We start from the raw sequence: 20,908 nt of genomic DNA, 5'->3' as shown, positions 1-20,908 counted from the left end.
CCGTTTTCATCGCGGTGACGGCCGCTTGAGAGACTCGCCGAATTTTCTCCATCATCAGCCTAATCTCGGTAGAGGATGAGCCGGTGCGCTCGGCCAATATTCTGACTTCGGCGGCCGTTGGCTACCCAAAATTGTTGACGTTCTTTTGCGGTCATGCTTTTTTTCCTGCGGTCTTGCATTCGGGCGAAATTTTCACTGATTTTGGCGGTTGCCGGTGAGGCCTGAATGGCTAACGATTGAATGGCGCCATATTAGTAAACCGCTTGAGCAGTTGCGGCAGCTGGGACATATCATCGAATACCGTATTGCCCGCGGTCCGATACGAATCGGCCACGCCGGTTCGTATAAAATGCAGCGGCGTCATGCCTGCGGCTACCGCAGCCATTACCCCCACTTCGCTATCTTCAATCACCACGCACCGGCTCGGTTCAAAGCCCATTGCACTGGCGGCATATTCGAATAGCCCTGGATCGGGTTTCCACGAACCGATCTCATAGGAACTGAATAGATTGTCACCAAAATAGGCAGCAAGACCGCTGACTGCCAAGGCTTGACGGATTTTCGCAAGCGGCCCGCTGGAGGCAATGCATTTCGGCGAATTCAGGGTTGCGAGCATTTCCAAAACGCCCGGCATGGGCTTCAAATCACACGCGAAGAGTGCCGCAACCCGCTGGCGATAGCGCTGTTCAAACGAATCCGGCAGCTTTAGGCCAAGACGGTGTTCAAGGTCAATCAGAATCGAACTTAGTTTTTGGCCGCGATAGCGCTCGATCAAGGTCTCCAGCGGATCATCCAACTGCGGAAGCAGGTCGAGAAAGGCTTGATTGCACAGTCCTTCGCTGTCCACCAGTGTGCCGTCCAAATCGAAGATGACACAAATATTATTCATCTACCGCATTACCTACGCTTCGATACGCCATAGCTGGCCGACTCCGGTCATTTGGTCTGAATTCCGATCTAACCGGTCACGGTTATCAGGTCATGCATTGGCTAACAACTCGCGCGGAAATTGCTCAAAACTCTCGATCACGGTCGAGACGCCCTGACAGGCAAGAAGCTTGTTATGCGTTTCAAGCGGACCAAGACCGACGATATGGCCGATGTTGGCGGTATGGGAGGATTGGAAACCGGAAATAGCGTCCTCGACAACGATGCAATCGTACGGCGGCAAACCAATATTGGTTGCCGCCTTGGCGTACATATCCGGCGCGGGTTTACCGGGAAGAGCCCCGTCGTCGAAGACAATCCGTGGCAGATCGAACCACTTATCCAGACCGAGGTGTTGGATGAAAAAATCCAGATTGGTTTTTTCGGAGGCTATCGCGATGGTACGCGGTATACCTTTGCTAGAAACCAAGTCAAGCAGCGCTTCGGCACCGGGAGACAAAACAAACGTCTCGGGATTTTTTAAACATAAATCCCGATACATTGACTCCTTGATTTGTATCAGCTCAAGCAGCTCTGCTTCTTGAAAGTTTCTGCCGCGGAGATAGCTCAAAATGTGACGATTGGTACGGCCATGCACATGGATTGAAAATTCGTCGTCGTTTAAAGGTGAGCCTCTAAGGCGTAGCGCCGTCGCTTGCCAGGCCTGAACGTGCAGCGGTGCATCCCAAAGCAAAACGCCGTTGAAATCAAAAATTATGCCTTTGTATTTCATCATGATTACGGGTAGCGATACAGATTGAGGCACCGTACGGTTGGGCAAAATGATGGCCTACGGCTTATCGCACCAACCCAATTTTTGGTAGGGGACATTGCCCTACTTGACGCCATTTTCAGAGCACCCCACCCAGCGATTCCTTGAGCGGTATGTCGGCATTGCGTTTGTACCAGTCATTGAAACGCTGACGATAGGACTCAAACGGCTGATGCAGTTCTATACGCGGATCGTTGCTCAGAGCATAGGCCATGCCTTCGATTAGCCACGGCTCGCCGGTTAGCAGCGCCAGGCTGCCGAAGTGGTCGGCCTGCCAATGATGGATGAGCTCATGCGCCACGTAGTGTTGTTGCCAACCGCGCGGCGCGATGGCGATGGCGAAACTGCCCAAGGTGAATCCGGCCTGGTTCGATAGACCGAATGCAGATCGGCATGGCTCGGTGCGACAAAAGACGATCTTCGGCTCGCCGATAGACAAGCCCCATTGCGCGGCAAGATAAGTTTTCGAGTTGGAAAGTAGCGACTCCGCGGCCGTAAGCTGAGAAACATCGTCTATGCACAGGTTTTGTTCGTTGCAACGGACGCCGAATGCTTCCGGAATCAGCACCCGAACCGGTTTGAAAACCGCTAACGCCGAAATCGGCAACAGCAGCAGAATCGCCACAGCCCAACCAGTGAATTTCATCAACCTTCCTCCATGCCAGCTAACGCAAAGTACATGCGTGCCTCGTTATTGGTAACTGAATTTTGGCTCATTTTCCGACCGCCGACCGGAATAAGACCGTTATGCTGATAAAAATTGAAGTCCGCTCGAATTCCGGAACGGCGAGCAAAGCTCGGTGCATGACCAACTCAACGGGCTGATTTAATCCAAGCATTCGAGCTGCCAGTCCGGATAATTTGTCAACGTCCAATGAAGCCGACGTTTGATCGATGCTCAGTTCTATTTCGGCGGCCATGGGTAAAAAACGGAGCGTCAAACAGGCCGGTAAACCGTGCCACACAATGCCCTTACGTAATTGGTTAGCTTGGACGGTTTCGGCAACCGCCAAGGCATCACGGGCATGGAAAGACAAAATATCCAGTAATCGGTAATTCGTAGGTAGCGGCAATGTGCAAGACAATACGCCTGCATTCATGATTGACTCTCCCGCCGCAACAACTCGGCTTTGCGCTCCACCCCCCAACGATAACCGGATAAGCCGCCGTCCGAACGAACGACTCGGTGACACGGAATTGCGACGGCCAGATTATTGGCGGCACAGGCGCCGGCCACCGCGCGTACTGCCTTCGGTGCGCCTATGCGTTGAGCAATATCGGTGTAACTGACTTTCTCGCCCACCGGGATTTGCCGCAAAGCTTGCCAAACCCGCTGTTGAAATGCAGTACCTCGCATGTCCAGCGGTAAATCCAAGCCGATGGCAGGAGCTTCAACCAAACCGACCACTTTGGCAACCCATCGTTCGAATTCGTTGTCGCCGCCGATCAGTTCAGCCTGAGGGAAACGGTCTTGTAACTCTCGAGCCAGGCGGCCGGGATCATCGCCCAAGGCAATGGCACAAATTCCGATTTCGCTGGCCGCCACCAGAATAGAACCCAATGAGCATTCGCCCAAGGCAAAGCGAATCCGGCTATTGGCACCGCCGGCACGGTAGTCGGATGGCGTCATACCCAATAGTTGCGGCGATTGCTCGTAAAAACGGCTGCTGGAATTGTAACCGGCATCATGGATGGCGGCGGTTACCGACTGACTATTCGCCAGTTGACTCCGAACCCGGTTACCGCGCTGAGCTGCCGCATAGGCTTTAGGTGTCAAGCCAGTGATGGCCTTAAAAATTCGATGAAAATGAAAGGTACTTAGTCCGACGATAGCCGCCAACTCGGTAAGGCTAAGCTCGGTTTCGGCTGTTTCCAGCAAACGGCAGATTTCGGTCACTTTATCGGCGTGCTGTTCGCGCAAGGCAGGTTGATCCGGTTTACAACGCCGACAGGGGCGGAATCCAGCGGCTTCAGCTTCTTCTCGGCTAAGATAGAACTGCACATTTTCAGGTTTGGCGGTACGTGCGGGACAAGACGGTCGACAATAAATACCGGTAGTTTTGACCGAGTAGAAAAAGCGACCGTCGGCTGCCGGATCGCGGGCCAGCACGGCTCGCCAACGAGGATCGTTTTCTGTTGGCAAAGCGTCGGTTTCAATCGGCTTCGGCATGTCGGCTCCGGATTTCGTTCATTCACGCCGTTAATTTACCCAAATCACCGTGCTTGAACACTCCGAGTCTTGCTTTCAAATTCAAATTAGCTTGTTATCAAAACATCTGGAGCATTACTTAACCGTCTAAAGCGTTATAAACTTTTGAAGATAGGTGCCGTACAGCAGGTTTTCGCCCAGACGAAACCCAATCAGACCTCGCCATTGCTGGTTGCGACGAAATCCTGCCAGATGATAGCCGGCTTGAGCTTGCCGCTGCACTTGGGCCACAAATGCCACCGCATCCGGCAAATGGGGACGAAGTATGCTCATCAGTGTGTAAACCGCCACGATGTCATCGTTTTCAATAATCTCGTCTATAGATTGCATCATCGAGTTCCGCTTATCCGATTTCCGGCGGCGTTCTCGATGCAATCATTAACCGGTTCCAGGCGTTCATTTCGGCTACCGCAAGTGTCAGGTCGGATAATTCCTTTTCACTGAAATGCACTTTAGCTAACTGATAAACGGACTCTTGCACTTCGGCATCCCTTAGCGCCGTGACGGCCTCTGCCCAAGCCAAAGCCGCAAGTTCCCGCTCGGAAAACACAGTGGCTTCCTTCCAGGCCGCCACCAGATGGATCTTTACGATGGATATGCCGTTCTGTTGCGCCAATGGCGCATGCATATTGATGCAATACGCGCAGCCGTTGATTTGCGAGATGCGCAGCCGTATCAGTTCGAGCAAGCCGTGATCGAGCCCGCAGCCCTGTACGTATTGATGCAAACCGTACATGGCCTGATAGCCGCTGGTTTGATAGCTGAAGCGTTGGGTCATGAGCCACTCCTAATACTGTCGGTCACGTGAAATTGGTGCTATTCTCGCCAATCGAATGGTTTAATAGAAATACCAATAAATGAAAAAATAACCAGACCAATTCATCGAAATAGAATCGTGAGATTAGCGGAACAGATTGAACTTTCCATTGCAGCGAAACCGGCGCAATGCTCGATCAAAGACTGGATTTACAGCGAGATTCGCTTGGCTATTTTAAATGGCCGTTTGAAACCTAACGTCAGACTGCCCACTACCCGCGATTTTGCCAAACACTACGGGGTTTCCCGCAGCATGGTGGTTTTGGGCTATGAACAATTATTGGCGGAAGGCTATATTGCATCCCGTACCGGCAAAGGTACGTTTGTCTCAGCCAAACTGCCGGATAGTTTGGATAGTGCACCCGCCCCACAAGACCGCGCCGCGGTTTCGGCAAAAGGCAGGCTATCGCAACTGGGTCAAGTACTGGCGGACAGCCCTTTTTTTTACGGTGCCGCCGAATCCGCTCCCGTTCCTTTCAAACCCAATCAACCGGATTTCGAGCACTTTCCGTTGAACATCTGGAACCGTATCGCCTCCAAACGTGCGAATGCCTTGCGTCCGCGCAGAATGGGTTACGCTGATCCGACCGGCTATCATCCGTTACGCGCTTCGATTGCAGAACATTTACGATATACGCAGCGCATTAGCTGCACACCGGAGCAAGTGATCATCACCCACAGCGCCCAGCAAACCCTGGATTTGTGCGCACGCTTGCTGCTCGATCCCGGCGATACGGTATGGATGGAGGACCCCGGCTATCCCGGCGCGAAAACCTTGTTTGCCGCCGTCGGCGCACGGGTGCATGCCGTACCGATTGATTCGAACGGGATGGATATCGAAGCGGCAATTCAAAACGCCGCACACGCCAAACTGGCCTACGTGACTTCCGCCCACCAATCTCCAATTGGCCCAGCACTAAGCCTCGAACGCCGAATCGCGCTGCTAAAGTGGGCGGAACGCCATCAAACGACGATACTCGAAGACGATTACGACGGCGAATTCCGCTTCCACGGTACTCCGATGGCACCGGTCAAAAGTCTAGATGCCACTGACCGGGTAATCTATATGGGCACGTTCAGCAAACTGTTGTTTCCGAGTATCCGTTTAGCTTATGCAGTGGTACCGAAGTGGCTGCAAACACCGTTTGCGTCGGCGATGAGCCTGACCTGCCGCCATGTCGGGCTGGAAGCTCAAGCGGTGCTGAGCGAATTTATTGCCGAAGGCCACTACGCCAGACATTTGCGACGGATGAAGATGATCTACCAGGAACGCGCCGAAACGTTTATTACCGCCTGCGATAACCGGTTGAAAGGCCTGCTCGACGTTTGCCCGATTTCCACCGGACTCGATGCCTGCGCATACCTGCCGGAAGGGTTCGAAGACGTCGAGGTAACCGAGCGTTTAAAACAAGGCGGCATTGAAACACGGCCGCTATCGTTTTACGGCATCGAACGTAAGCCGCCCAGCGGTTTGGTTTTGGGTTACTCGGCGTTCAGGCCGGAGCAGATTGTCAGTGGAGTTTGCCGGATAAGCGAAATTCTATGACATGCTTTGAAATTGACTGAAGACTGAACTATTCGCCGAAGCAAAATTGGCTAAACCAATGCTTGCTTAAAATCACTAACAGCAGCGTCAATTACAAACTTGCCAAGGCCTATCGCGCAAGCTATCGGCGGTTAATTGCCGCGTCATGGCGACGAACGTCGTTGAACGGTACGCAACACGAGGATGTTTCCAAAGGTTCTTAAGCCCACCACCTCCTGCAGCACCAATCCGCTCTGATCGAACAGGCGCCGCCATTCGGCCAACGTCCGTTCCCGACCGCGGGTGTTGACGAACATCTGCATGTCGAACGCGGCCGTGGCGATGTCGGCGCGGCTGTCCGGCATCAGCATTTCCATCACGGCGATCGTCGCGTCACAGTCTGCGGCGGCGCTCGCCACCTTGGATAACGCGGCGATGCAGGTGGCATCGTCGAAGCCGTGCAACACCGCGCTCAGCAGGTAGATGTCCTTGCCACTTTGCGCCTTGGGCACGGATTGCAGCAGGTCGCAAGCTTCGAAGCTCATGCGTTGCAGTGCGGCGCCCTCGCCCTGGCCTTTCCAGAACTGCGCAGCGCCTTGGATGACCTGTTCGCGGTCGGCCACCAACGCCTTAAGATGCGGATGGCGCTTGAGGATGGCGAGCGACTTTGCCCCCTTGGAACCGCCGACGTCGATGATGCGTTCGAAACGCGACCAATCGAAATCGGTGGCGAAGCTGTCGCCGGTCAACGCGTCCACGCTATCCATCGCCTGCGCGAACAGCTTATCGAATTCGGGGTTAGCATCCAGATAATCGTAAAACGCCTGCCCGTGCGCCGATTCGAACGGCACGCCGCCGCGACGCACGCCCTGCTCCAATTGCTCGAACCACGGCCGGCTCATTTCCGGCGAGTTGTGCATCAGCACCATCGCCCGAACGCTGTGGGGATGATCCCGGCACAGGCAGGACGACAGCTGGTTGTTGCGGAAGCGACGCGGCGAGACTTCCTCGAACACGCCCATCGCCGCCAGCATGCGCAGCAAGCGGTAGAGCGCATCGGCGTCGGCGGCCACGCGTTCGGCCAGGGTTTCGGCGCTTAACGCGCCATCGGCCAGAGCGCCGGCGATGTCCAGCCGCGCCGCGGCATACAGCGCCCGCGATTGCCAAAAGGCCGAACCGATTTGGATCAAGCGGAACGGCGCCGGCACGAGTTTGTTGGGCAGGTTTTGCAGCCAAGTGCCAAATCGAGCGAGTTTGGCGAAACGGCGCACCGCGCCGACGTTCTTTTGTAATGTCATGTCACGCCCCAGGTTGTGCGGCGGCCATCCCCGCCGCCAGCAGTTTGCCGTTGAAAGCGGTGAGTTCATTGAGAAAAGCCTCGTCCATCTGCCCACCCATCTGTTCCTCGAAAATATCCTTGAGCAACATCGGCATCATGGCAAGGCTGACGAAAGCCATCCGCGCCACGTCGGGATTAAGCGCCCGATCGACCTGACCGCTTGCCTTCAGTTGTTCCAGCCGCCGCGCGCCACCGCTGCGGCCTCGTTCCAGCAATTGCAGGATAAAACGCCGGCCCGGCCCGTGGTTGAGGGCGAGTACCTTGAGAATAAGCTTGGGAAACTCGGGATGCCGGCGCATGGTGTCGTAATACAAGCGCAGGTATTCGGCGAAGCCACCGACTTCGGACAGCGTATCGCTGTCGAGCATGTCCAGGATGGGCTTGAGCGTCTCACGTATCATCTCTTCATAGAGACCTTCCTTGTTGCCGAAGTAATAACGGATCATCGAGACGTTCACGCCTGCCTTGTCGGCAATCGCACGAGTAGTAACCTTGTGGTATTCGTCGGCGAGGAAACATTCCAGCGCCGCCTTGAGCAGCCGCGCGTAAACCGGATCGCGAATATCGTTCATCGTAAATCTCCTGCAAGCCAAGATGGCGGCAGGTTAGCACCGGCGCCGCAGCTGCCCTAACGCTTTCGCCAATCAAGATGCGGGGTTTGATTGAACGGAAAGCCGTTCGCAGTCAGCGTAACAAGCGCACCCCAAGCAGCATACAGCCCACGGCAAAAGTGAAAATCCCGGCGATAGACACGAGCACCGAAATCGCAGGCCCTAGCGCGTAAACCAAGGCTCCGGCGAAGATCAATACTGCTGCGGGTTTGGGATAGAGTGCCGAACGGTAGATAGCCAGGCAAAATAGTTGCGTAGGGTATGCATCGCATACCATTTTCGGGATTTTCAATGAGCCAAACGCAAAAAAGGTACCGGTGCGTACCCTTGGCTTATCGCGTTCCTAACGGCCCGCCACCCAACCACAGGGGCCTCCCGCCTCAGGGGCTGCCGCTTCGCTTCCCCGGCGGGTCCCTCATGTGGATGGCTTGCGATCAATACCGTTGAGCTTGGGCTGATGATGTCGAGCCATTCTCTGTTAGGGTGCAAGAGCTAGTCACTTAACACTGATTTTTGTAAATTTTTTTCAATTTTCTATCATAAGTGATAAGATTTCTATCACTTATAACGCGCAACAGATGGCAAACTGAAGATGCTAGTACAATTCAAAGTTCAAAACTTTACCTCATTTAATACCTGTCAAAGTTTCAGTTTGTTCTCGTCAACTTCTACTAAAGAGAATTTTAGCGAAAATAACTCTTTCCAAATAAATAAATTTGGAATCAATAATATTCTAAAATCTGCTGCAATTTTTGGTGCAAACGCATCTGGCAAATCAAACTTCATTGATGCCATGAGTGTTTTAAGAAGCATTATTCTTAAATCACTATCTTCAACGGAATCGGATAATTTAAAAAATATAATTCCATTCTTCCTAAAGGATAAGCCATTTGATATTCCCACTGAATTTGAAATTAGCTTTATACAGGATGACTGCTTGTATCGTTATGGAATAGCTATAACAAACGGATTAATTGACGAAGAATGGCTTTATTATATAAAGAATAGCAGGGAGACCGTCTTATTTCATCGAGAAAAGCAGACTATTCAAATTAACAGAAGATCTTTTTCAGAAGCCAAAGACTTTATTCGTAAAAAAGGTGAAATATACTCTGTTGAGAAAACAAGAGAAGATGTGCCTTTTGTCGCTGTGCTGGCTCAATTTAATGGTCAAAAATCAAGAAAAGTTATCGACTGGTTTAAAAAGTTAAATGTCGCTTCAGGTTTAGGTGAAACAGGTTATAAGCGGTTTACATTCGACCTCTTTGAAAAAGATCGAAAATTCAAAGCGTGGGCTTTAGAAATCCTTTCATCACTACAAATTGATGATATTCGAATTATTGAAGAAGATCAGGATGAAAAAAGATTTCCGCTCCCTGAAGACAGCGAAGACAATGATCTAAATAATGCTGTAAGCAGTTTAAAGCAATTTTTACAAAAGACCAAATTAAAAGTAAAAAAACTCGAAATAATCAAAAAGGTTGATAATTCTTCCAAAGAGTTCATTATTCCTTTTGAGTTGGAGTCCACTGGTACGAAAAAGCTTATTTGTTTGTTGGGACCGCTTTATGATGTAATACAAAATAGCGAAATTCTTCTAATTGATGAATTTGATAGTAAGTTTCACAGCTTATTGTCAAACTTTATCATTGATTTATATCATAAAAATAATAAATCTAACAGTCAACTTATTATTACATGTCATGATACAAACTTGCTTTCTAAAGAGATTTTTAGAAGAGATCAAGTATGGTTTATAGAAAAAAATCAAAAACATGAAAGTGAGATTTATTCATTGGTTGAATTTAAGGAGCATTATACTAGAAAGGATAATAACTACAGCAAAGATTACCTAAGCGGTAAATATGGGGCAATTCCTTTGTTTAAATCAATGATGGAATTAGAAATGGTGTTAAATGGGTAAGAGAGATAGAAAAGGCAACTTTACTAGGCCCATAAATACAAGGGAAGAACTCAAGGTTGTTGCAAGTAGAGAGTTATTAACTTTTAGCTTTAAGGATTTAGATGAAACACAACCGGAAGATGAGCCGCAGACTCTAATCCTTTGGAAAAACGAGTCGTTACTTATATCTTTTTTGAAAAGATTAACAGAGCTTTCTAAATTAACCAGAGCTGAAGCTGAAAACCAACAACAGCTAAAAGTCTATGGCGATTTCCCCCCAAACTCAGATTTTTTTTGCCCCAAGCATGTAAATCAGAAAGTAGCGTGGGCCGTGATAAAAGCTGTCGGCGGACAAAAAGGAGTTGTTGCAGGTTATATTGTTGAAAGCACTTTTTACATTGTATTTTTGGATAAAAATCATAGATTTTGGATTTCTGAAAAGAAGCATACATAAATGCATGTCGGGAAATTGGTAGGGCCGTAGGATGCGCTGAACAGCGTGAAGCGCATCGTTCGCGATTTGTGCGGTTCGTAAACTCACCACACCCTACGCCTGCTTTTGGCAGGACATTTGCCATAGGCATTGTTGTTCCGTCTGACGAATTCTGGCCGCTTTAGAGCCTACCGCTACGGCCCAACTCACGCTAGCTCACACAGATTCTAACTCTATTTTTACGTTTTTACCGAACGCGGCGGCGCTTACCAAGGTGGTCAAGGTCAAACGGGTATCTTCTTCGTCCAACAACCGATGAAGCGAAGCCCTGCTGGTGTGCATTTTTTTGGCCATGGCCGTTTTATCCAGTTTGGACACCGACATGTCTTATAGCCAAGTATCGAGCACCGTGCTAATTCACGACGCGCGGCCAAAGCGGATATAGCGCCGTAGCGGCGAGCCGGCCGACCAGATGAAGGCTTCGGTGTAGTAGTGCATCAAGGCCAGATAGCCGACGATGCCCAGCGTGGCGGCTTTATAGACCTGAGTGGAAAACAGCGTTTGCAAGATCAGGTTGACGGCGGCGTCGCCGTGGACCTGTAGCCAGTAAGTCAATGCGAACGACAACAGCGGCAGCACCGCGACGGCCGGCAGCCGGCAAGCTTCGGTCAAGCGAAACAGCGCATTCTGCGGGTGGCCGGCGTGGCGGTTGACGTCGTGGGTCGCGTAAAAACTGTAGGCGGTGATGTCATGCACCAAGCGCGGCATCAGAATCGCCAAAAAGTAATACTGCTGGCAGTACACAAACCAACTGGCGACCACCAACAAGGTATTGGCCCACAGAAAATACCAGCCCAAGCGGCTGGCGACGTGACGCTGGCAGATCCAAGTCGCCGCCAGCAACGCGGCCGTCAACGCCGTGGCGATTTGCAGAATCAACGCGGCCTGCTCCGGCGCCAGGCTGTTCTTCATGAAAATACCGATGTAGGTGAAGATGCCGGCCGTCACGCTGAGCCACAATTGCAGATAAAACGCCCAAACCGGCAAGCGGCACACGGCCTTGGCGATGCCGTGCTGTTGTTTCAACACGTGGTAGACGGTCCAGCAAGCGCTGATCAGATACAGCACCCGGTAGGGTATGAACAAACTGCCTACGCCGAAGAACAGCACGATGAAGGCGCTCATTCCCAACAGCTTGCGTTGGAAAGTTTTCAGATAATCGGCGTGGCTGACTAACAGCAGATTGCTGGCGACGATGTGCGGGGTGCCGAACAAGACTTGAAACAACAAAAAGTGGCTAGGGCTGCTGGGCAGCGCATCGCGCAAGGCGTGGTCGAATAGCCAGCTATCCAGGCCGAGCGCGATCAGGCAGATCGGCACGATGCCGTACAGGCTCAATAAAAAACGGAAAGACACCGCCATGCCGGCGGATTGCCCGGAAACCGGAAGAGTCTGCGCTACCATGTTGCCACCTGTCGTTATTGTTATCGGCGGCGGTATTATCGCTATTTTGCGGACAGACTCCAATCCGGGTTTAGCGTGTCCCGCGCTTGCCCTGCAAGCCGCCGCTATGCCAGACCACGACGTGCTGGCCGGCCTGAAAATCGCCCGCTCGCAATCTGTCGTAGACTGCGTACAGCAATTTTCCGGTATAGACCGGCTCCAGCTCCATACCATGCCGGGCTTCGAACGCCGCAATAAACGCCAGCAGTTCCGGCGTGGTTCGAGCGAAGCCGCCGAAATGGTAATCTAGCCACAAGCGCCAACCACCGCCATCGGGCCGGCCTTGAACGGACAACAGTTCGCGGATGTCGCGGTACAAAAACTCGCCGCCTTTTAAGGCCGGTACGCCGACGATCTCCGCGCCGGGCGCCACCGCCCCGACCGCCCCGACCGCGCCGGCCAACGTGGTGCCGGTGCCGCAAGCCAGTGCCAGTAGGTCGTAAGGCGTATCGATTTCCGCGACTGCTTCGGCCACGCCGCGCCAGGCCAATTCGCCAGCACCGCCTTCCGGCAACCAGTATTGCCCAGACCGCTTATCCGGCAGGCTGTTCCATTCCCGATACGCGCGCAAGCCTCGGTAATCTTCGCGCGACACAAAGCGCAGTTCCATACCCCATTCCAGCAAGTCAAGCAAGGTCGGATTCAACTGCGCCGGCCGCTCCCCGCGCACGAAGGCGGCGGTCTTCAGTCCCAGCTCGCGGCCGGCATAGGCCAAGGCGTGCAAGTGGTTGGAATAGGCGCCGCCCATGCTGACGACGGTATCGGCGCCGTGCCGCAATGCATCGTTGAGAAGGTATTTGAGCTTGCGCCATTTGTTGCCGGAAATCACCGGATGAAGCAAATCGTCGCGCTTGATCGACAACGTCACGCCGCGCGCGCTCCAGGCCGGATCGGCGATCCGCTGTAAAGGCGTCGGCGCGAATTGGTCGGCTAAGGCCCGCAAACGCGGGTGCAGTTCGTTCAACGCGCTTGCTTGATCGCCCAAGCCACGTCCAATGCTTGCCGGTTGGCCTTGACGTCGTGGACTCTGAACAGTTGCACGCCGGCCATCACGCCCAGCGCGGTCGTCACTGCGGTCGCCGTGACCAGTTCGGCGGGCTGTTCGACATTGCAAATGCTGCCCATGAAGCGCTTGCGGCTGGTACCGAGCAGCACCGGCCAGCCGAGCGCGACGAAACGGTCGAGGTGGGCCAGCAGCTCCAGATTGTCCTGTTTGCGCTTGCCGAAGCCGATGCCGGGGTCGATGGCGATGTTCTCGCGCGGAACGCCGGCCACCAGCGCCGCGTCGACGCGCTGCTTCAGGAAGGTCTCGACTTCGCCAACCACGTCCTGATAATGCGGCGCGTCCTGCATCGTCTTGGGCGTGCCTTGCATGTGCATCAAGATGATCGACGCGCCGCGCTCTGCGGCCAGATCAAGCATACGCGGGTCGCCGAGTCCGCCGGATACGTCGTTGATCCACTCGGCGCCGGCATCCAGCGCGGCGGCAGCGACCGGCGCGAGCATCGTATCGATGCTGATGGTTACCGGCCGGCCTAGCTTCACGATCGCGCTAATCGCCGGCACGACCCGGCGGATTTGTTCGTCGGCACTGACCGGTTCGGAACCGGGACGGGTGGATTCGCCGCCGATGTCGATGATGTCGGCGCCCTCTTCCAACATGGTTTCCGCTTGGCGGATCGCCGCCGCCAAGCCGGTAAATCGGCCGCCGTCGGAAAAACTATCGGGCGTGACATTGAGTATCCCCATCAAGCGGGGTTTGGCGTTAGCGTGAAACATTGCGGCAGGCACTCCAGTCGGGCAAACGCATAGTTTAGCGCCGGGGAGCGGATTTTCGAAAAACGGGCGGGAAGTAGCTGGGAAAATACGACGGGGGGTCGAGCTAGGAAGGCGGACCGCTCCACCGACGGTGGAGCGGTCCGCCGCACGGATTAAGCCCGCAACAAGGCTTTTACCAAACGCTCGGACAACTGATCTTCGGTAAATTGCGGTTCGTTGGGCGGGTACAACAAGACTTCGTCGATTTCAAAGCCGTATTCCTTACCCAATGCGATCAATTCCTTAATCTTTAACGCGGCTTTTAATTTCTCGCCCAGTTCCGAATCGGCGCGGGCTTTTTCGGAAAACTCTTTTATCACTTTAATGGTCGTCATGAATAACTCCGTAATGAATCTGACTTTGGATACTAATCCAAGCACCTATAAGCAAAAAAAAAGCCAACTTAATAGACTTGAATTGCTTAAGGTTTTTGTCCGTTCATCTCGGGGGCTTATCCGACAAAGTGAAATTTAACGACAATCTACAAAAGGTTTTGTCGTAAACACGACAATTGCAACGTCATTTGTCCAAACCGCGATAACCGCCGCTGTAATACAACAGCGGATCGCCCTGCCGACAAATCGCGCGCTCGACCTCGCCGACCACGATCCAGTGGCTGCCGGCTTGTATTTGTTGAACGACGCGACATTCCAGCGACGCCAGAGACTCGCTGAGCAACGGTACCCCGGTTTGTCCGGCGACCCAGGGCACCGCCGCGAAGCGTTCGGCTTGGGTGGTATTGCCGGCAAACTGGTTTGAGACCGCTTCCTGCTCGCGGGTCAGGATATTAACGCCGAAAAACCGGCTTTCCAGCAAGCCGTTACCGGTATCGGTGCGTTGATTCAAACACACCAGGATTTGCGGCGGCTCCATCGAAACGCTGCTGAACGCGGTCGCGGTCATGCCCTTGAGTTGGCCGTCACGGTCCGCGGTGGTCACCACCGTGACGCCGCTGGCCCACAATTTCAGCGCATTTTTAAACTGGCTGGCATCTAAAGTCATAAGTCTCTCTAAGTCAATTGGCGCGGCACTAGCCCCGCATCAGTGTTTCGGACGCATGTGCGGAAACAACAGCACGTCGCGGATACTCGGCGAATTGGTGAACAGCATCACCAGCCGGTCTATGCCGATGCCCTCGCCGGCGGTCGGCGGCATGCCGTGTTCCAGCGCGGTAATGTAATCGGCGTCGAAATGCATGGCTTCGTTGTCGCCGGCTTCTTTTTCCTCGACCTGCTTCTGAAAGCGTTCGGCTTGGTCTTCGGCGTCGTTCAACTCGGTGAAGCCGTTGGCGATTTCGCGGCCGCCGACGAAAAACTCGAAACGGTCGGTAACGTGCGGATCGCTGTCGTTACGGCGCGCCAGCGGCGATACTTCGACCGGGTAGGCGGTAATGAAGGTCGGATTCATCAAACGATGCTCGACGGTTTTTTCGAAAATCTCGATTTGCACCTTGCCCAGGCCGTAACTGTCCTTGACCGGAATCTTCAGATTTTCCGCGACTTTCACGGCCGCTTCGCGGGTGCTCAGGTCAGCCAAGGTCAATTCGGGGTTGAAATGCAGGATGGATTCCAGCACCGTCATCCGCGCGAACGGCTGGCCGAAATCGTATCGATCGCCCTGGTATTCGATGATGCTGTTGCCGACCACGTCTTCGGCGATGCCTTTCAGCAAGGCTTCGGTCAAATCCATCAGGTCGCCGTATTCGGCGTAGGCTTGGTAGAACTCCATCATCGTGAACTCGGGATTGTGCCGGGTCGAAAGGCCTTCGTTGCGGAAATTGCGGTTGATCTCGAACACCCGCTCGAAACCGCCGACCACCAGCCGCTTTAGATATAGTTCCGGCGCGATGCGCAAATACAACTCCATGTCCAGCGCATTGTGGAAGGTGGTGAACGGCCGCGCCGTCGCACCGCCGGGAATCACTTGCATCATCGGCGTTTCCACTTCCAGGAAGTCGCGGGCGATCAAAAATTCGCGGATGTAATTGACGATCTTCGAACGCATCAGGAAGGTCTTGCGGGTCTCGTCGCTCATGATCAAATCCAGATATCGCTGGCGGTATTTGATCTCCTGATCGGCGATGCCGTGAAATTTTTCCGGCAACGGCCGCAACGCCTTGGTGAGCAGGCGAATGTCATCGACCTTGACGCTGAGTTCGCCGGTCTTGGTTTTGAACAAGACCCCTTCGGCACCCAGGATGTCGCCAATGTCCCACTTCTTGAACTGATCGTTGTAAACGCCTTCCGGCAGATTGTCGCGCGCGACGTAGGCCTGGATTTGCCCGGACATGTCCTGCAAATGGCAGAAACTGGCCTTGCCCATGATGCGGCGGGTCATCATCCGTCCGGCGATCTTGACCCGAATCGGCTCGGCCAACAATTCCTCTTCGGATTTGTCGGCGTATTCGGCCAACAATTGGCCGGCCACCACATTGCGGCGAAAATCGGTTGGAAAGGCAATACCTTCTTCTCGCAGCGCCGATAATTTCTCGCGGCGCTGTCTAATCTGTTCCTGTTCGTCGTGTTCGAGTTCTGACATTTTCAAAAATACTAATTAAAAATAAATACGGTCGAATTTAGCGACTTAAAGGCAACAATCTGACTCTTTCGCGTAATTCGTCCGCAACGATCAAAGCACCGTTATCAAGCTCGGCGTTGAATCGGTTCAACAATTCCACAGCTCTCGGTCCGAGTACTTTGGGTGAAATATCTTGGGTGCGAATTTGAAATACGCTTGGCGCGACCGCACCGGTCAACGCCAACAACGCGCCAAAATCCAAATCGTGGGCAAATACCACGGCTTCGTTTTCCCTGGCCCAGTTAAATAGTTCGGCATCCGGAGCATCTGCGGGACCAACCGTGGACCAGTGAAAGGCTTCGAATCCAGCCTCGTTTAGCACGCTTGTCCACGCCGGCGACAAATTCATGTCCAATATAATATTTTCACGCGGCGTTCAAGGGTAACTCGAGTTCCTCCGCTCGCCAGGCAGCAAAACGTAAGGCTTCAGTAATATCCTCTGCTTCCAGATACGGGTACAACTCCAATATCTGTTCGGTCGAATAGCCGCAGGCGACCAAACCCACCAGCATTCCGGCTGTCACTCTTAGACCGCGTAAACAGGGCTTGCCTCCCATCACCGCAGGATCGAACGTTATCCGTTGCAAACCTTTCATGTGACCTCCAACCGTTACAATCGAATTTACAGCCCGCTTTTCAAGCTGGCTTCGATAAACTGATCCAGCGCGCCGTCCAGAACCGCCTGGGTATTGCCGGTTTCGACATTGGTGCGCAGGTCCTTGATCCGCGATTGGTCCAGTACGTAAGACCGAATCTGGCTGCCCCAGCCGATGTCGGATTTGGAGTCTTCAATCGCCTGTAAACCTTCGTTGCGTTTCAGCATTTCCATCTCGTACAGCTTGGCTTTCAGCTGCTTCATCGCGGTGTCTTTGTTCTTGTGCTGCGAACGATCACTTTGGCATTGGGTGACGATGCCGCTGGGGTTATGCGTAATCCTAACCGCCGATTCGGTCCGGTTGACGTGCTGACCACCGGCGCCGCTAGCGCGGTACACGTCGATGCGCAAATCGGCCGGGTTGATGTCGATTTCGATGTCGTCGTCGATTTCCGGCGATACGAACACCGACGCAAACGAGGTATGGCGGCGGTTGCCGGAGTCGAACGGCGATTTGCGGACCAGGCGATGCACGCCGGTTTCGGTGCGCAACCAGCCGAAGGCGTAAGGGCCTTCGAACTTGATTGTCGCGCTCTTGATGCCGGCCACGTCGCCCGGCGATTCTTCGATCAGTTCGGTCTTGAAGCCCTTGGCCTCGCCCCAGCGCAAATACATGCGTTCTATCATCGAGGCCCAATCCTGCGCCTCGGTGCCGCCGGAACCGGCCTGAATGTCCAAAAACGCATTGTTCGGGTCCATTTCCCCGGCGAACATACGCTGGAATTCCAGACCGGCGACCTGCTTTTCGTAAGTTTCCAGATCGGCGGCGACGATTTCGACAGTATCTTCGTCGTTTTCCTCGACCGCCATCGCCAATAATTCCTCGGCGTCGTTCAGTCCTTGCTCCAGGTCCTTGATGGTATTGACGATGCCTTCCAGCATCGCCCGTTCCTTGCCCATCGCCTGCGCTTGCTCGGGCTTGTTCCAAATGGCCGGGTCTTCCAGTTCCCGCAATACTTCGACCAGCCGCTCGCTTTTGGTATCGAAATCCAGATAGGTTTTCAGCCCGGCGGTGCGTTCGCGCAAATCGGCAATCTTGTATTTGATAGGATTAATTTCTAGCATCAACTATTAAAACCCTGACCGAAGCCTGGGGTCTCCGCGTTAAAAAACCGGTTATTGTAAACGATTACGCCGCCGCGATGGCTTTGCGGTTTTTCAGACTCCAGACGATACACGCCACCCCGGCCAGCACAAACGGAATGCTCAACAGTTGACCGGTGGTGATAGCCCACGCAGTCTCGTACATCGCCTGCTCGGTTTTGAAATATTCCAATCCAAAGCGCACGCTGAACAACAGCGTCAAAAAGCAACCGAACGAGAAGCCTGGCTTGTCGGCATGCTTGCGATAAATCGTCAAACAGATCGCGTAAATCGCCAAATAGCAGGCCGCTTCGTAGAGTTGCACCGGATGCCTCGGCAGCGGATCGATCCGGCTGAACACCACTGCCCACGGCTGTTCGCTGGGCGTGCCGAGAATTTCCGAGTTAAAAAAATTGCCGATGCGGATTAGCGCGCCGGCCAATGCGGTCGGAATACTGACCCGATCCAGCAACCAAAAGAATCCGTCGCCGTAACGGCGCCGGTACAAGTACAAGGCCAATATGATGCCCAGCGTCGCGCCGTGGCTAGCCAAACCGCCTTCCCAGATCGCCAGAATTTTCAATGGGTGCGACAAATAGTAGGCCGGGTCGTACAGCAACGTGTGACCCAACCTGGCCCCGAGTATCGTCGCGATCACCATGTACCACAGCAGCGTGTCCAGTTCTTCGACATTCTTACCCTCGCGTTGGTACATCCACTGCATCGTCAAGAAGCTGCCGACGAAGCCCATCGCAAACATCAGGCCGTACCAGCGAATTTTCACAAAGCCGATATCGAACAGAATCGGGTCGATATTCCAAATCAAGTGGTGCATGGCAAATCTAAAGGGAGTTTGAAACGGGCGAACAGGTTACAAGGTTAACCGCGGGCGGGCAAACCGGTTTTGAAATTCAGACCGACAACGCCAAGACGAAAAGGGCAAAATCACTCGAATATGCCACAATCAGCCATCATTCGTTCAAGGAACGCGCCATGCCTAAGTTCATCCTGCCCTGCCTCTTGCTGATGTTGCTGCTGGCCGGCTGCGCGTCGGAAAACTGCGACAACCGGGAATTGATCGGCATTCTGTCGCCGAATCAGAGCAGTGCCGGACTGCTAATGAACTACGCCAAAATTTCCGCCTGCCGGGCCGATACCGTTCAACTGAAAGCCGGTAGCGACGAAGAGAAAAAGTTAATCCTGATCTACGACTTGTATATCAAGGCCAGAAGCTACAAGGCTTGGAATTCGCTATTTTTCGGCTTATCCGTGACCGCTGCGATCGCGGTTTTTCTGTGGCCGGCACTGGGCGTGATTTTCAAGAGCCGGGAACAACACTGGCCCTGGCTGCAATCCCCAATCATGCAAACCACCGTGACCGGTATCGCCGCGCTGATGTTTGCGTTTTACAGCCAATATAAAACCAAGCAAACCCAGACCGAGAATCTAATGCGGACGGCCACCTACTCCAGCATGGCCCTGGAACCGTTAAGCCGGAAAATCATCGCCGACATGAGCTCGATCGATGAAGGCTTTAACTTTAACAACGTGTTCGACCATCCGGATTCGAAGAGCAACACCGCTGAAAAAACCGAGCCGGCCCCGCCGCCGGTCAGTCCCGGCGGCTGACTTGCACCACGCCGCCGACAATCCTGACCGGGAAGGTCTCGACATCTTCGTAAGCCGGCGCGCATTTGACTTGGCCGGTCTTGACGCAAAACCGGGCGCCATGGCGAGGACAAACGATCTCATCGCCGTCCAGCTCGCCGCTGGCGATTTCGGCGCCGTCGTGGGTACACACATCGGCAATCGCGTAAAACCGACCGTCGATTTTAAAGACCGCCACGTCGTCGCCGTCGATATCGACCACCACATGCTCGCGGTCGGCCATCGCCGATTCCGCCACCACGTCTATCCATTCCGTCATCTCGAATCTCGCTGTTGGTGAAGATTGGTTACGCAAAACCGCATCATTTCAAATAGACATCGTAACGCAGCAACTTACCCTGAAAACTTTGGCTCGGTTTGCCGCCCAACGGCTCTGCATGGTCCGGACTCTTGACGACGACCCGCTTGCCGGTTGCCGCCCATGCCGCATCGAACAAGGCTTGTCTATCCAGGTCGTCGCCCAAGATATCGCGCAGGATCGCCATGGATTTACGCGTGGCCGCGCTCTGCTTTTTCTTGGCGGGGAACATCGGATCGAGATAGATACAGTCCGGCGCTTCCGAAAGATCGGCCAGCAATGCGATCGCGTTGCCTATCAATAACGTCGGGGGCGAGAGTTCGCGCCGTCGCACCCAATCTTTTTGCGCCAGCCGCTCGAAGCCGTCCTGAATCAAGGCCGCCATCACCGGCGAACGCTCGATGCAAGTCACTTGATAACCCATCCGAAACAAGGCCAGACTGTCTTGCGCCCAACCGCAGGTAGCATCAACCACGGTGTGGGTTTTCTTGCCGATGGCCTGGGCCAGCAGGTCTTTTTTCGGTGCTGGATAGGAATGCTGCTCGCCGGGGCGCGGATCGATCTCGACGGTCAGCCCGCCTTTTTTCAGGGTTTGCCGGTCGAGTAGTCTCAGACAACCGTCGCGGTAAGCTAGAAAAAATTCGGCGGCGTCCAAGTTAGCAGCGTCGAAATCCAACAAATCGGCGTTCAACCACTCGGCCAACACCGCCGAGCGCTGGTCGCCCGCTATCACGGCCAGCTGAGTCATGACAGCAACGCCAAGCCAAGGCG

The 20,908-nt window shown here is 53.7% G+C and carries 26 protein-coding genes; 4 read left to right on the top strand and 22 right to left on the bottom strand.

The features are described from left to right. Positions 1-229: 229 nt before the first annotated feature. The 7 genes from A1355_RS16670 to A1355_RS16640 form a co-directional block, all read right to left on the bottom strand. Complete coding sequence (locus tag A1355_RS16670; RefSeq protein WP_064030213.1) at positions 230-889, bottom strand: HAD-IA family hydrolase; 660 nt, start codon at positions 887-889, stop codon at positions 230-232. A 90-nt stretch (positions 890-979) separates the two neighbouring features. Then, complete coding sequence (locus A1355_RS16665) at positions 980-1,663, bottom strand: HAD family hydrolase (RefSeq protein ID WP_082885596.1); 684 nt, start codon at positions 1,661-1,663, stop codon at positions 980-982. Positions 1,664-1,778: 115 nt separating this feature from the next. Then, complete coding sequence (locus A1355_RS16660) at positions 1,779-2,345, bottom strand: hypothetical protein (RefSeq protein ID WP_064030209.1); 567 nt, start codon at positions 2,343-2,345, stop codon at positions 1,779-1,781. 67 nt (positions 2,346-2,412) lie between these two features. Beyond that, the gene (locus A1355_RS25780; protein WP_197471837.1) at positions 2,413-2,712 is read right to left on the bottom strand and encodes a hypothetical protein; all 300 of its coding nucleotides are present in this window, start codon (positions 2,710-2,712) and stop codon (positions 2,413-2,415) included. An 83-nt stretch (positions 2,713-2,795) separates the two neighbouring features. Beyond that, complete coding sequence (gene ada / locus A1355_RS16650) at positions 2,796-3,869, bottom strand: bifunctional DNA-binding transcriptional regulator/O6-methylguanine-DNA methyltransferase Ada (protein WP_064030205.1); 1,074 nt, start codon at positions 3,867-3,869, stop codon at positions 2,796-2,798. 126 nt (positions 3,870-3,995) lie between these two features. Continuing rightward, complete coding sequence (locus A1355_RS16645) at positions 3,996-4,241, bottom strand: hypothetical protein (RefSeq protein WP_197471836.1); 246 nt, start codon at positions 4,239-4,241, stop codon at positions 3,996-3,998. A 10-nt stretch (positions 4,242-4,251) separates the two neighbouring features. Further along, positions 4,252-4,686 (bottom strand): carboxymuconolactone decarboxylase family protein, encoded by a 435-nt coding sequence (locus tag A1355_RS16640; protein ID WP_064030202.1) that lies wholly within the window; start codon positions 4,684-4,686, stop codon positions 4,252-4,254. Between the two features lie 117 nt (positions 4,687-4,803). On the opposite strand from A1355_RS16640, the gene A1355_RS16635 reads away from it, so the two are divergent. Further along, on the top strand, positions 4,804-6,270 hold the full coding sequence (locus A1355_RS16635) for a PLP-dependent aminotransferase family protein (protein WP_064030200.1): 1,467 nt from the start codon (positions 4,804-4,806) through the stop codon (positions 6,268-6,270). Between the two features lie 143 nt (positions 6,271-6,413). Here A1355_RS16635 and A1355_RS16630 read toward each other — a convergent pair whose 3' ends face one another. Further along, positions 6,414-7,547, bottom strand: a complete 1,134-nt coding sequence (locus A1355_RS16630; RefSeq protein WP_064030198.1) for a methyltransferase — start codon at positions 7,545-7,547, stop codon at positions 6,414-6,416. Position 7,548: 1 nt separating this feature from the next. After that, positions 7,549-8,160 (bottom strand): TetR/AcrR family transcriptional regulator, encoded by a 612-nt coding sequence (locus A1355_RS16625; RefSeq protein WP_064030196.1) that lies wholly within the window; start codon positions 8,158-8,160, stop codon positions 7,549-7,551. 631 nt (positions 8,161-8,791) lie between these two features. Here A1355_RS16625 and A1355_RS16615 point away from each other — a divergent pair. Next, on the top strand, positions 8,792-10,123 hold the full coding sequence (locus tag A1355_RS16615) for an AAA family ATPase (protein WP_064030192.1): 1,332 nt from the start codon (positions 8,792-8,794) through the stop codon (positions 10,121-10,123). Then, positions 10,116-10,556, top strand: coding sequence for a hypothetical protein (locus A1355_RS16610; RefSeq protein WP_064030190.1), 441 nt, complete (start codon positions 10,116-10,118; stop codon positions 10,554-10,556). The genes A1355_RS16615 and A1355_RS16610 overlap by 8 nt, the downstream gene beginning before the upstream one ends. Positions 10,557-10,751: 195 nt before the next feature. Here A1355_RS16610 and A1355_RS16605 read toward each other — a convergent pair whose 3' ends face one another. The 11 genes from A1355_RS16605 to lgt form a co-directional block, all read right to left on the bottom strand. Further along, the gene (locus tag A1355_RS16605) at positions 10,752-10,913 is read right to left on the bottom strand and encodes a hypothetical protein (RefSeq protein WP_231883703.1); all 162 of its coding nucleotides are present in this window, start codon (positions 10,911-10,913) and stop codon (positions 10,752-10,754) included. Positions 10,914-10,952: 39 nt separating this feature from the next. Next, positions 10,953-11,999 (bottom strand): hypothetical protein, encoded by a 1,047-nt coding sequence (locus tag A1355_RS16600; RefSeq protein ID WP_064030188.1) that lies wholly within the window; start codon positions 11,997-11,999, stop codon positions 10,953-10,955. Positions 12,000-12,069: 70 nt separating this feature from the next. After that, positions 12,070-13,023 (bottom strand): 1-aminocyclopropane-1-carboxylate deaminase/D-cysteine desulfhydrase, encoded by a 954-nt coding sequence (locus tag A1355_RS16595; RefSeq protein ID WP_157197919.1) that lies wholly within the window; start codon positions 13,021-13,023, stop codon positions 12,070-12,072. After that, positions 12,999-13,817 carry a dihydropteroate synthase gene (gene folP, locus A1355_RS16590; protein ID WP_064030186.1) on the bottom strand — a complete coding sequence of 273 codons (819 nt, stop codon included), beginning with the start codon at positions 13,815-13,817 and terminating at the stop codon, positions 12,999-13,001. Before folP ends, A1355_RS16595 begins: the two co-directional genes overlap by 25 nt. A gap of 152 nt (positions 13,818-13,969) precedes the next feature. Continuing rightward, the gene (locus A1355_RS16585) at positions 13,970-14,191 is read right to left on the bottom strand and encodes a Nif11-like leader peptide family natural product precursor (protein WP_064030184.1); all 222 of its coding nucleotides are present in this window, start codon (positions 14,189-14,191) and stop codon (positions 13,970-13,972) included. Positions 14,192-14,375: 184 nt separating this feature from the next. Further along, the gene (locus A1355_RS16580; protein WP_064030182.1) at positions 14,376-14,858 is read right to left on the bottom strand and encodes a flavin reductase family protein; all 483 of its coding nucleotides are present in this window, start codon (positions 14,856-14,858) and stop codon (positions 14,376-14,378) included. A 39-nt stretch (positions 14,859-14,897) separates the two neighbouring features. Further along, positions 14,898-16,394, bottom strand: a complete 1,497-nt coding sequence (gene lysS, locus A1355_RS16575) for a lysine--tRNA ligase (RefSeq protein WP_064030179.1) — start codon at positions 16,392-16,394, stop codon at positions 14,898-14,900. 37 nt (positions 16,395-16,431) lie between these two features. Beyond that, positions 16,432-16,782 (bottom strand): DUF5615 family PIN-like protein, encoded by a 351-nt coding sequence (locus A1355_RS16570; RefSeq protein WP_064030176.1) that lies wholly within the window; start codon positions 16,780-16,782, stop codon positions 16,432-16,434. Positions 16,783-16,798: 16 nt separating this feature from the next. Then, entirely contained in the window at positions 16,799-17,029 is a 231-nt protein-coding gene (locus A1355_RS16565) for a DUF433 domain-containing protein (RefSeq protein ID WP_064030174.1), read from the bottom strand. 26 nt (positions 17,030-17,055) lie between these two features. After that, the gene (gene prfB, locus A1355_RS16560; RefSeq protein WP_064030172.1) at positions 17,056-18,153 is read right to left on the bottom strand and encodes a peptide chain release factor 2; all 1,098 of its coding nucleotides are present in this window, start codon (positions 18,151-18,153) and stop codon (positions 17,056-17,058) included. A 64-nt stretch (positions 18,154-18,217) separates the two neighbouring features. Then, positions 18,218-19,006 (bottom strand): prolipoprotein diacylglyceryl transferase, encoded by a 789-nt coding sequence (gene lgt / locus A1355_RS16555; RefSeq protein ID WP_064030170.1) that lies wholly within the window; start codon positions 19,004-19,006, stop codon positions 18,218-18,220. Between the two features lie 158 nt (positions 19,007-19,164). Here lgt and A1355_RS16550 point away from each other — a divergent pair, with 158 nt between their 5' ends. Further along, entirely contained in the window at positions 19,165-19,800 is a 636-nt protein-coding gene (locus tag A1355_RS16550) for a hypothetical protein (RefSeq protein ID WP_064030168.1), read from the top strand. Here the strand turns inward: A1355_RS16550 and A1355_RS16545 are convergent. After that, a complete protein-coding gene (locus A1355_RS16545; protein WP_064030166.1) occupies positions 19,784-20,098 on the bottom strand; it encodes a non-heme iron oxygenase ferredoxin subunit in 315 nt (104 codons plus the stop codon). The genes A1355_RS16550 and A1355_RS16545 overlap by 17 nt on opposite strands. Positions 20,099-20,141: 43 nt before the next feature. After that, positions 20,142-20,885 carry a class I SAM-dependent methyltransferase gene (locus A1355_RS16540; protein WP_064030164.1) on the bottom strand — a complete coding sequence of 248 codons (744 nt, stop codon included), beginning with the start codon at positions 20,883-20,885 and terminating at the stop codon, positions 20,142-20,144. Positions 20,886-20,908: the final 23 nt, after the last annotated feature.

This window comes from Methylomonas koyamae, from assembly GCF_001644025.1.
GTDB lineage: Bacteria > Pseudomonadota > Gammaproteobacteria > Methylococcales > Methylomonadaceae > Methylomonas > Methylomonas koyamae_A.
The sequence above is the reverse complement of the archived record's forward strand: the minus strand, read 5'-3'. Positions and strand labels throughout refer to the sequence as shown.

Coding starts and splice junctions, on each gene's coding strand:
- A1355_RS16550 (WP_064030168.1), top strand. CDS start 19,165: ATGCCTAAGTTCATCCTGCCCTGCCTCTTGCTGATGTTGCTGCTGGCC.
- A1355_RS16610 (WP_064030190.1), top strand. CDS start 10,116: ATGGGTAAGAGAGATAGAAAAGGCAACTTTACTAGGCCCATAAATACA.
- A1355_RS16580 (WP_064030182.1), bottom strand. CDS start 14,858: ATGACTTTAGATGCCAGCCAGTTTAAAAATGCGCTGAAATTGTGGGCC.
- prfB (WP_064030172.1), bottom strand. CDS start 18,153: ATGCTAGAAATTAATCCTATCAAATACAAGATTGCCGATTTGCGCGAA.
- A1355_RS16570 (WP_064030176.1), bottom strand. CDS start 16,782: ATGAATTTGTCGCCGGCGTGGACAAGCGTGCTAAACGAGGCTGGATTC.
- A1355_RS16645 (WP_197471836.1), bottom strand. CDS start 4,241: ATGATGCAATCTATAGACGAGATTATTGAAAACGATGACATCGTGGCG.
- A1355_RS16640 (WP_064030202.1), bottom strand. CDS start 4,686: ATGACCCAACGCTTCAGCTATCAAACCAGCGGCTATCAGGCCATGTAC.
- A1355_RS16540 (WP_064030164.1), bottom strand. CDS start 20,885: ATGACTCAGCTGGCCGTGATAGCGGGCGACCAGCGCTCGGCGGTGTTG.
- lysS (WP_064030179.1), bottom strand. CDS start 16,394: ATGTCAGAACTCGAACACGACGAACAGGAACAGATTAGACAGCGCCGC.
- A1355_RS16625 (WP_064030196.1), bottom strand. CDS start 8,160: ATGAACGATATTCGCGATCCGGTTTACGCGCGGCTGCTCAAGGCGGCG.
- A1355_RS16630 (WP_064030198.1), bottom strand. CDS start 7,547: ATGACATTACAAAAGAACGTCGGCGCGGTGCGCCGTTTCGCCAAACTC.
- ada (WP_064030205.1), bottom strand. CDS start 3,869: ATGCCGAAGCCGATTGAAACCGACGCTTTGCCAACAGAAAACGATCCT.
- A1355_RS16670 (WP_064030213.1), bottom strand. CDS start 889: ATGAATAATATTTGTGTCATCTTCGATTTGGACGGCACACTGGTGGAC.
- A1355_RS16600 (WP_064030188.1), bottom strand. CDS start 11,999: ATGGTAGCGCAGACTCTTCCGGTTTCCGGGCAATCCGCCGGCATGGCG.
- A1355_RS16545 (WP_064030166.1), bottom strand. CDS start 20,098: ATGACGGAATGGATAGACGTGGTGGCGGAATCGGCGATGGCCGACCGC.
- A1355_RS16665 (WP_082885596.1), bottom strand. CDS start 1,663: ATGATGAAATACAAAGGCATAATTTTTGATTTCAACGGCGTTTTGCTT.
- folP (WP_064030186.1), bottom strand. CDS start 13,817: ATGTTTCACGCTAACGCCAAACCCCGCTTGATGGGGATACTCAATGTC.
- A1355_RS16565 (WP_064030174.1), bottom strand. CDS start 17,029: ATGAAAGGTTTGCAACGGATAACGTTCGATCCTGCGGTGATGGGAGGC.
- A1355_RS16585 (WP_064030184.1), bottom strand. CDS start 14,191: ATGACGACCATTAAAGTGATAAAAGAGTTTTCCGAAAAAGCCCGCGCC.
- lgt (WP_064030170.1), bottom strand. CDS start 19,006: ATGCACCACTTGATTTGGAATATCGACCCGATTCTGTTCGATATCGGC.
- A1355_RS16660 (WP_064030209.1), bottom strand. CDS start 2,345: ATGAAATTCACTGGTTGGGCTGTGGCGATTCTGCTGCTGTTGCCGATT.
- A1355_RS16615 (WP_064030192.1), top strand. CDS start 8,792: ATGCTAGTACAATTCAAAGTTCAAAACTTTACCTCATTTAATACCTGT.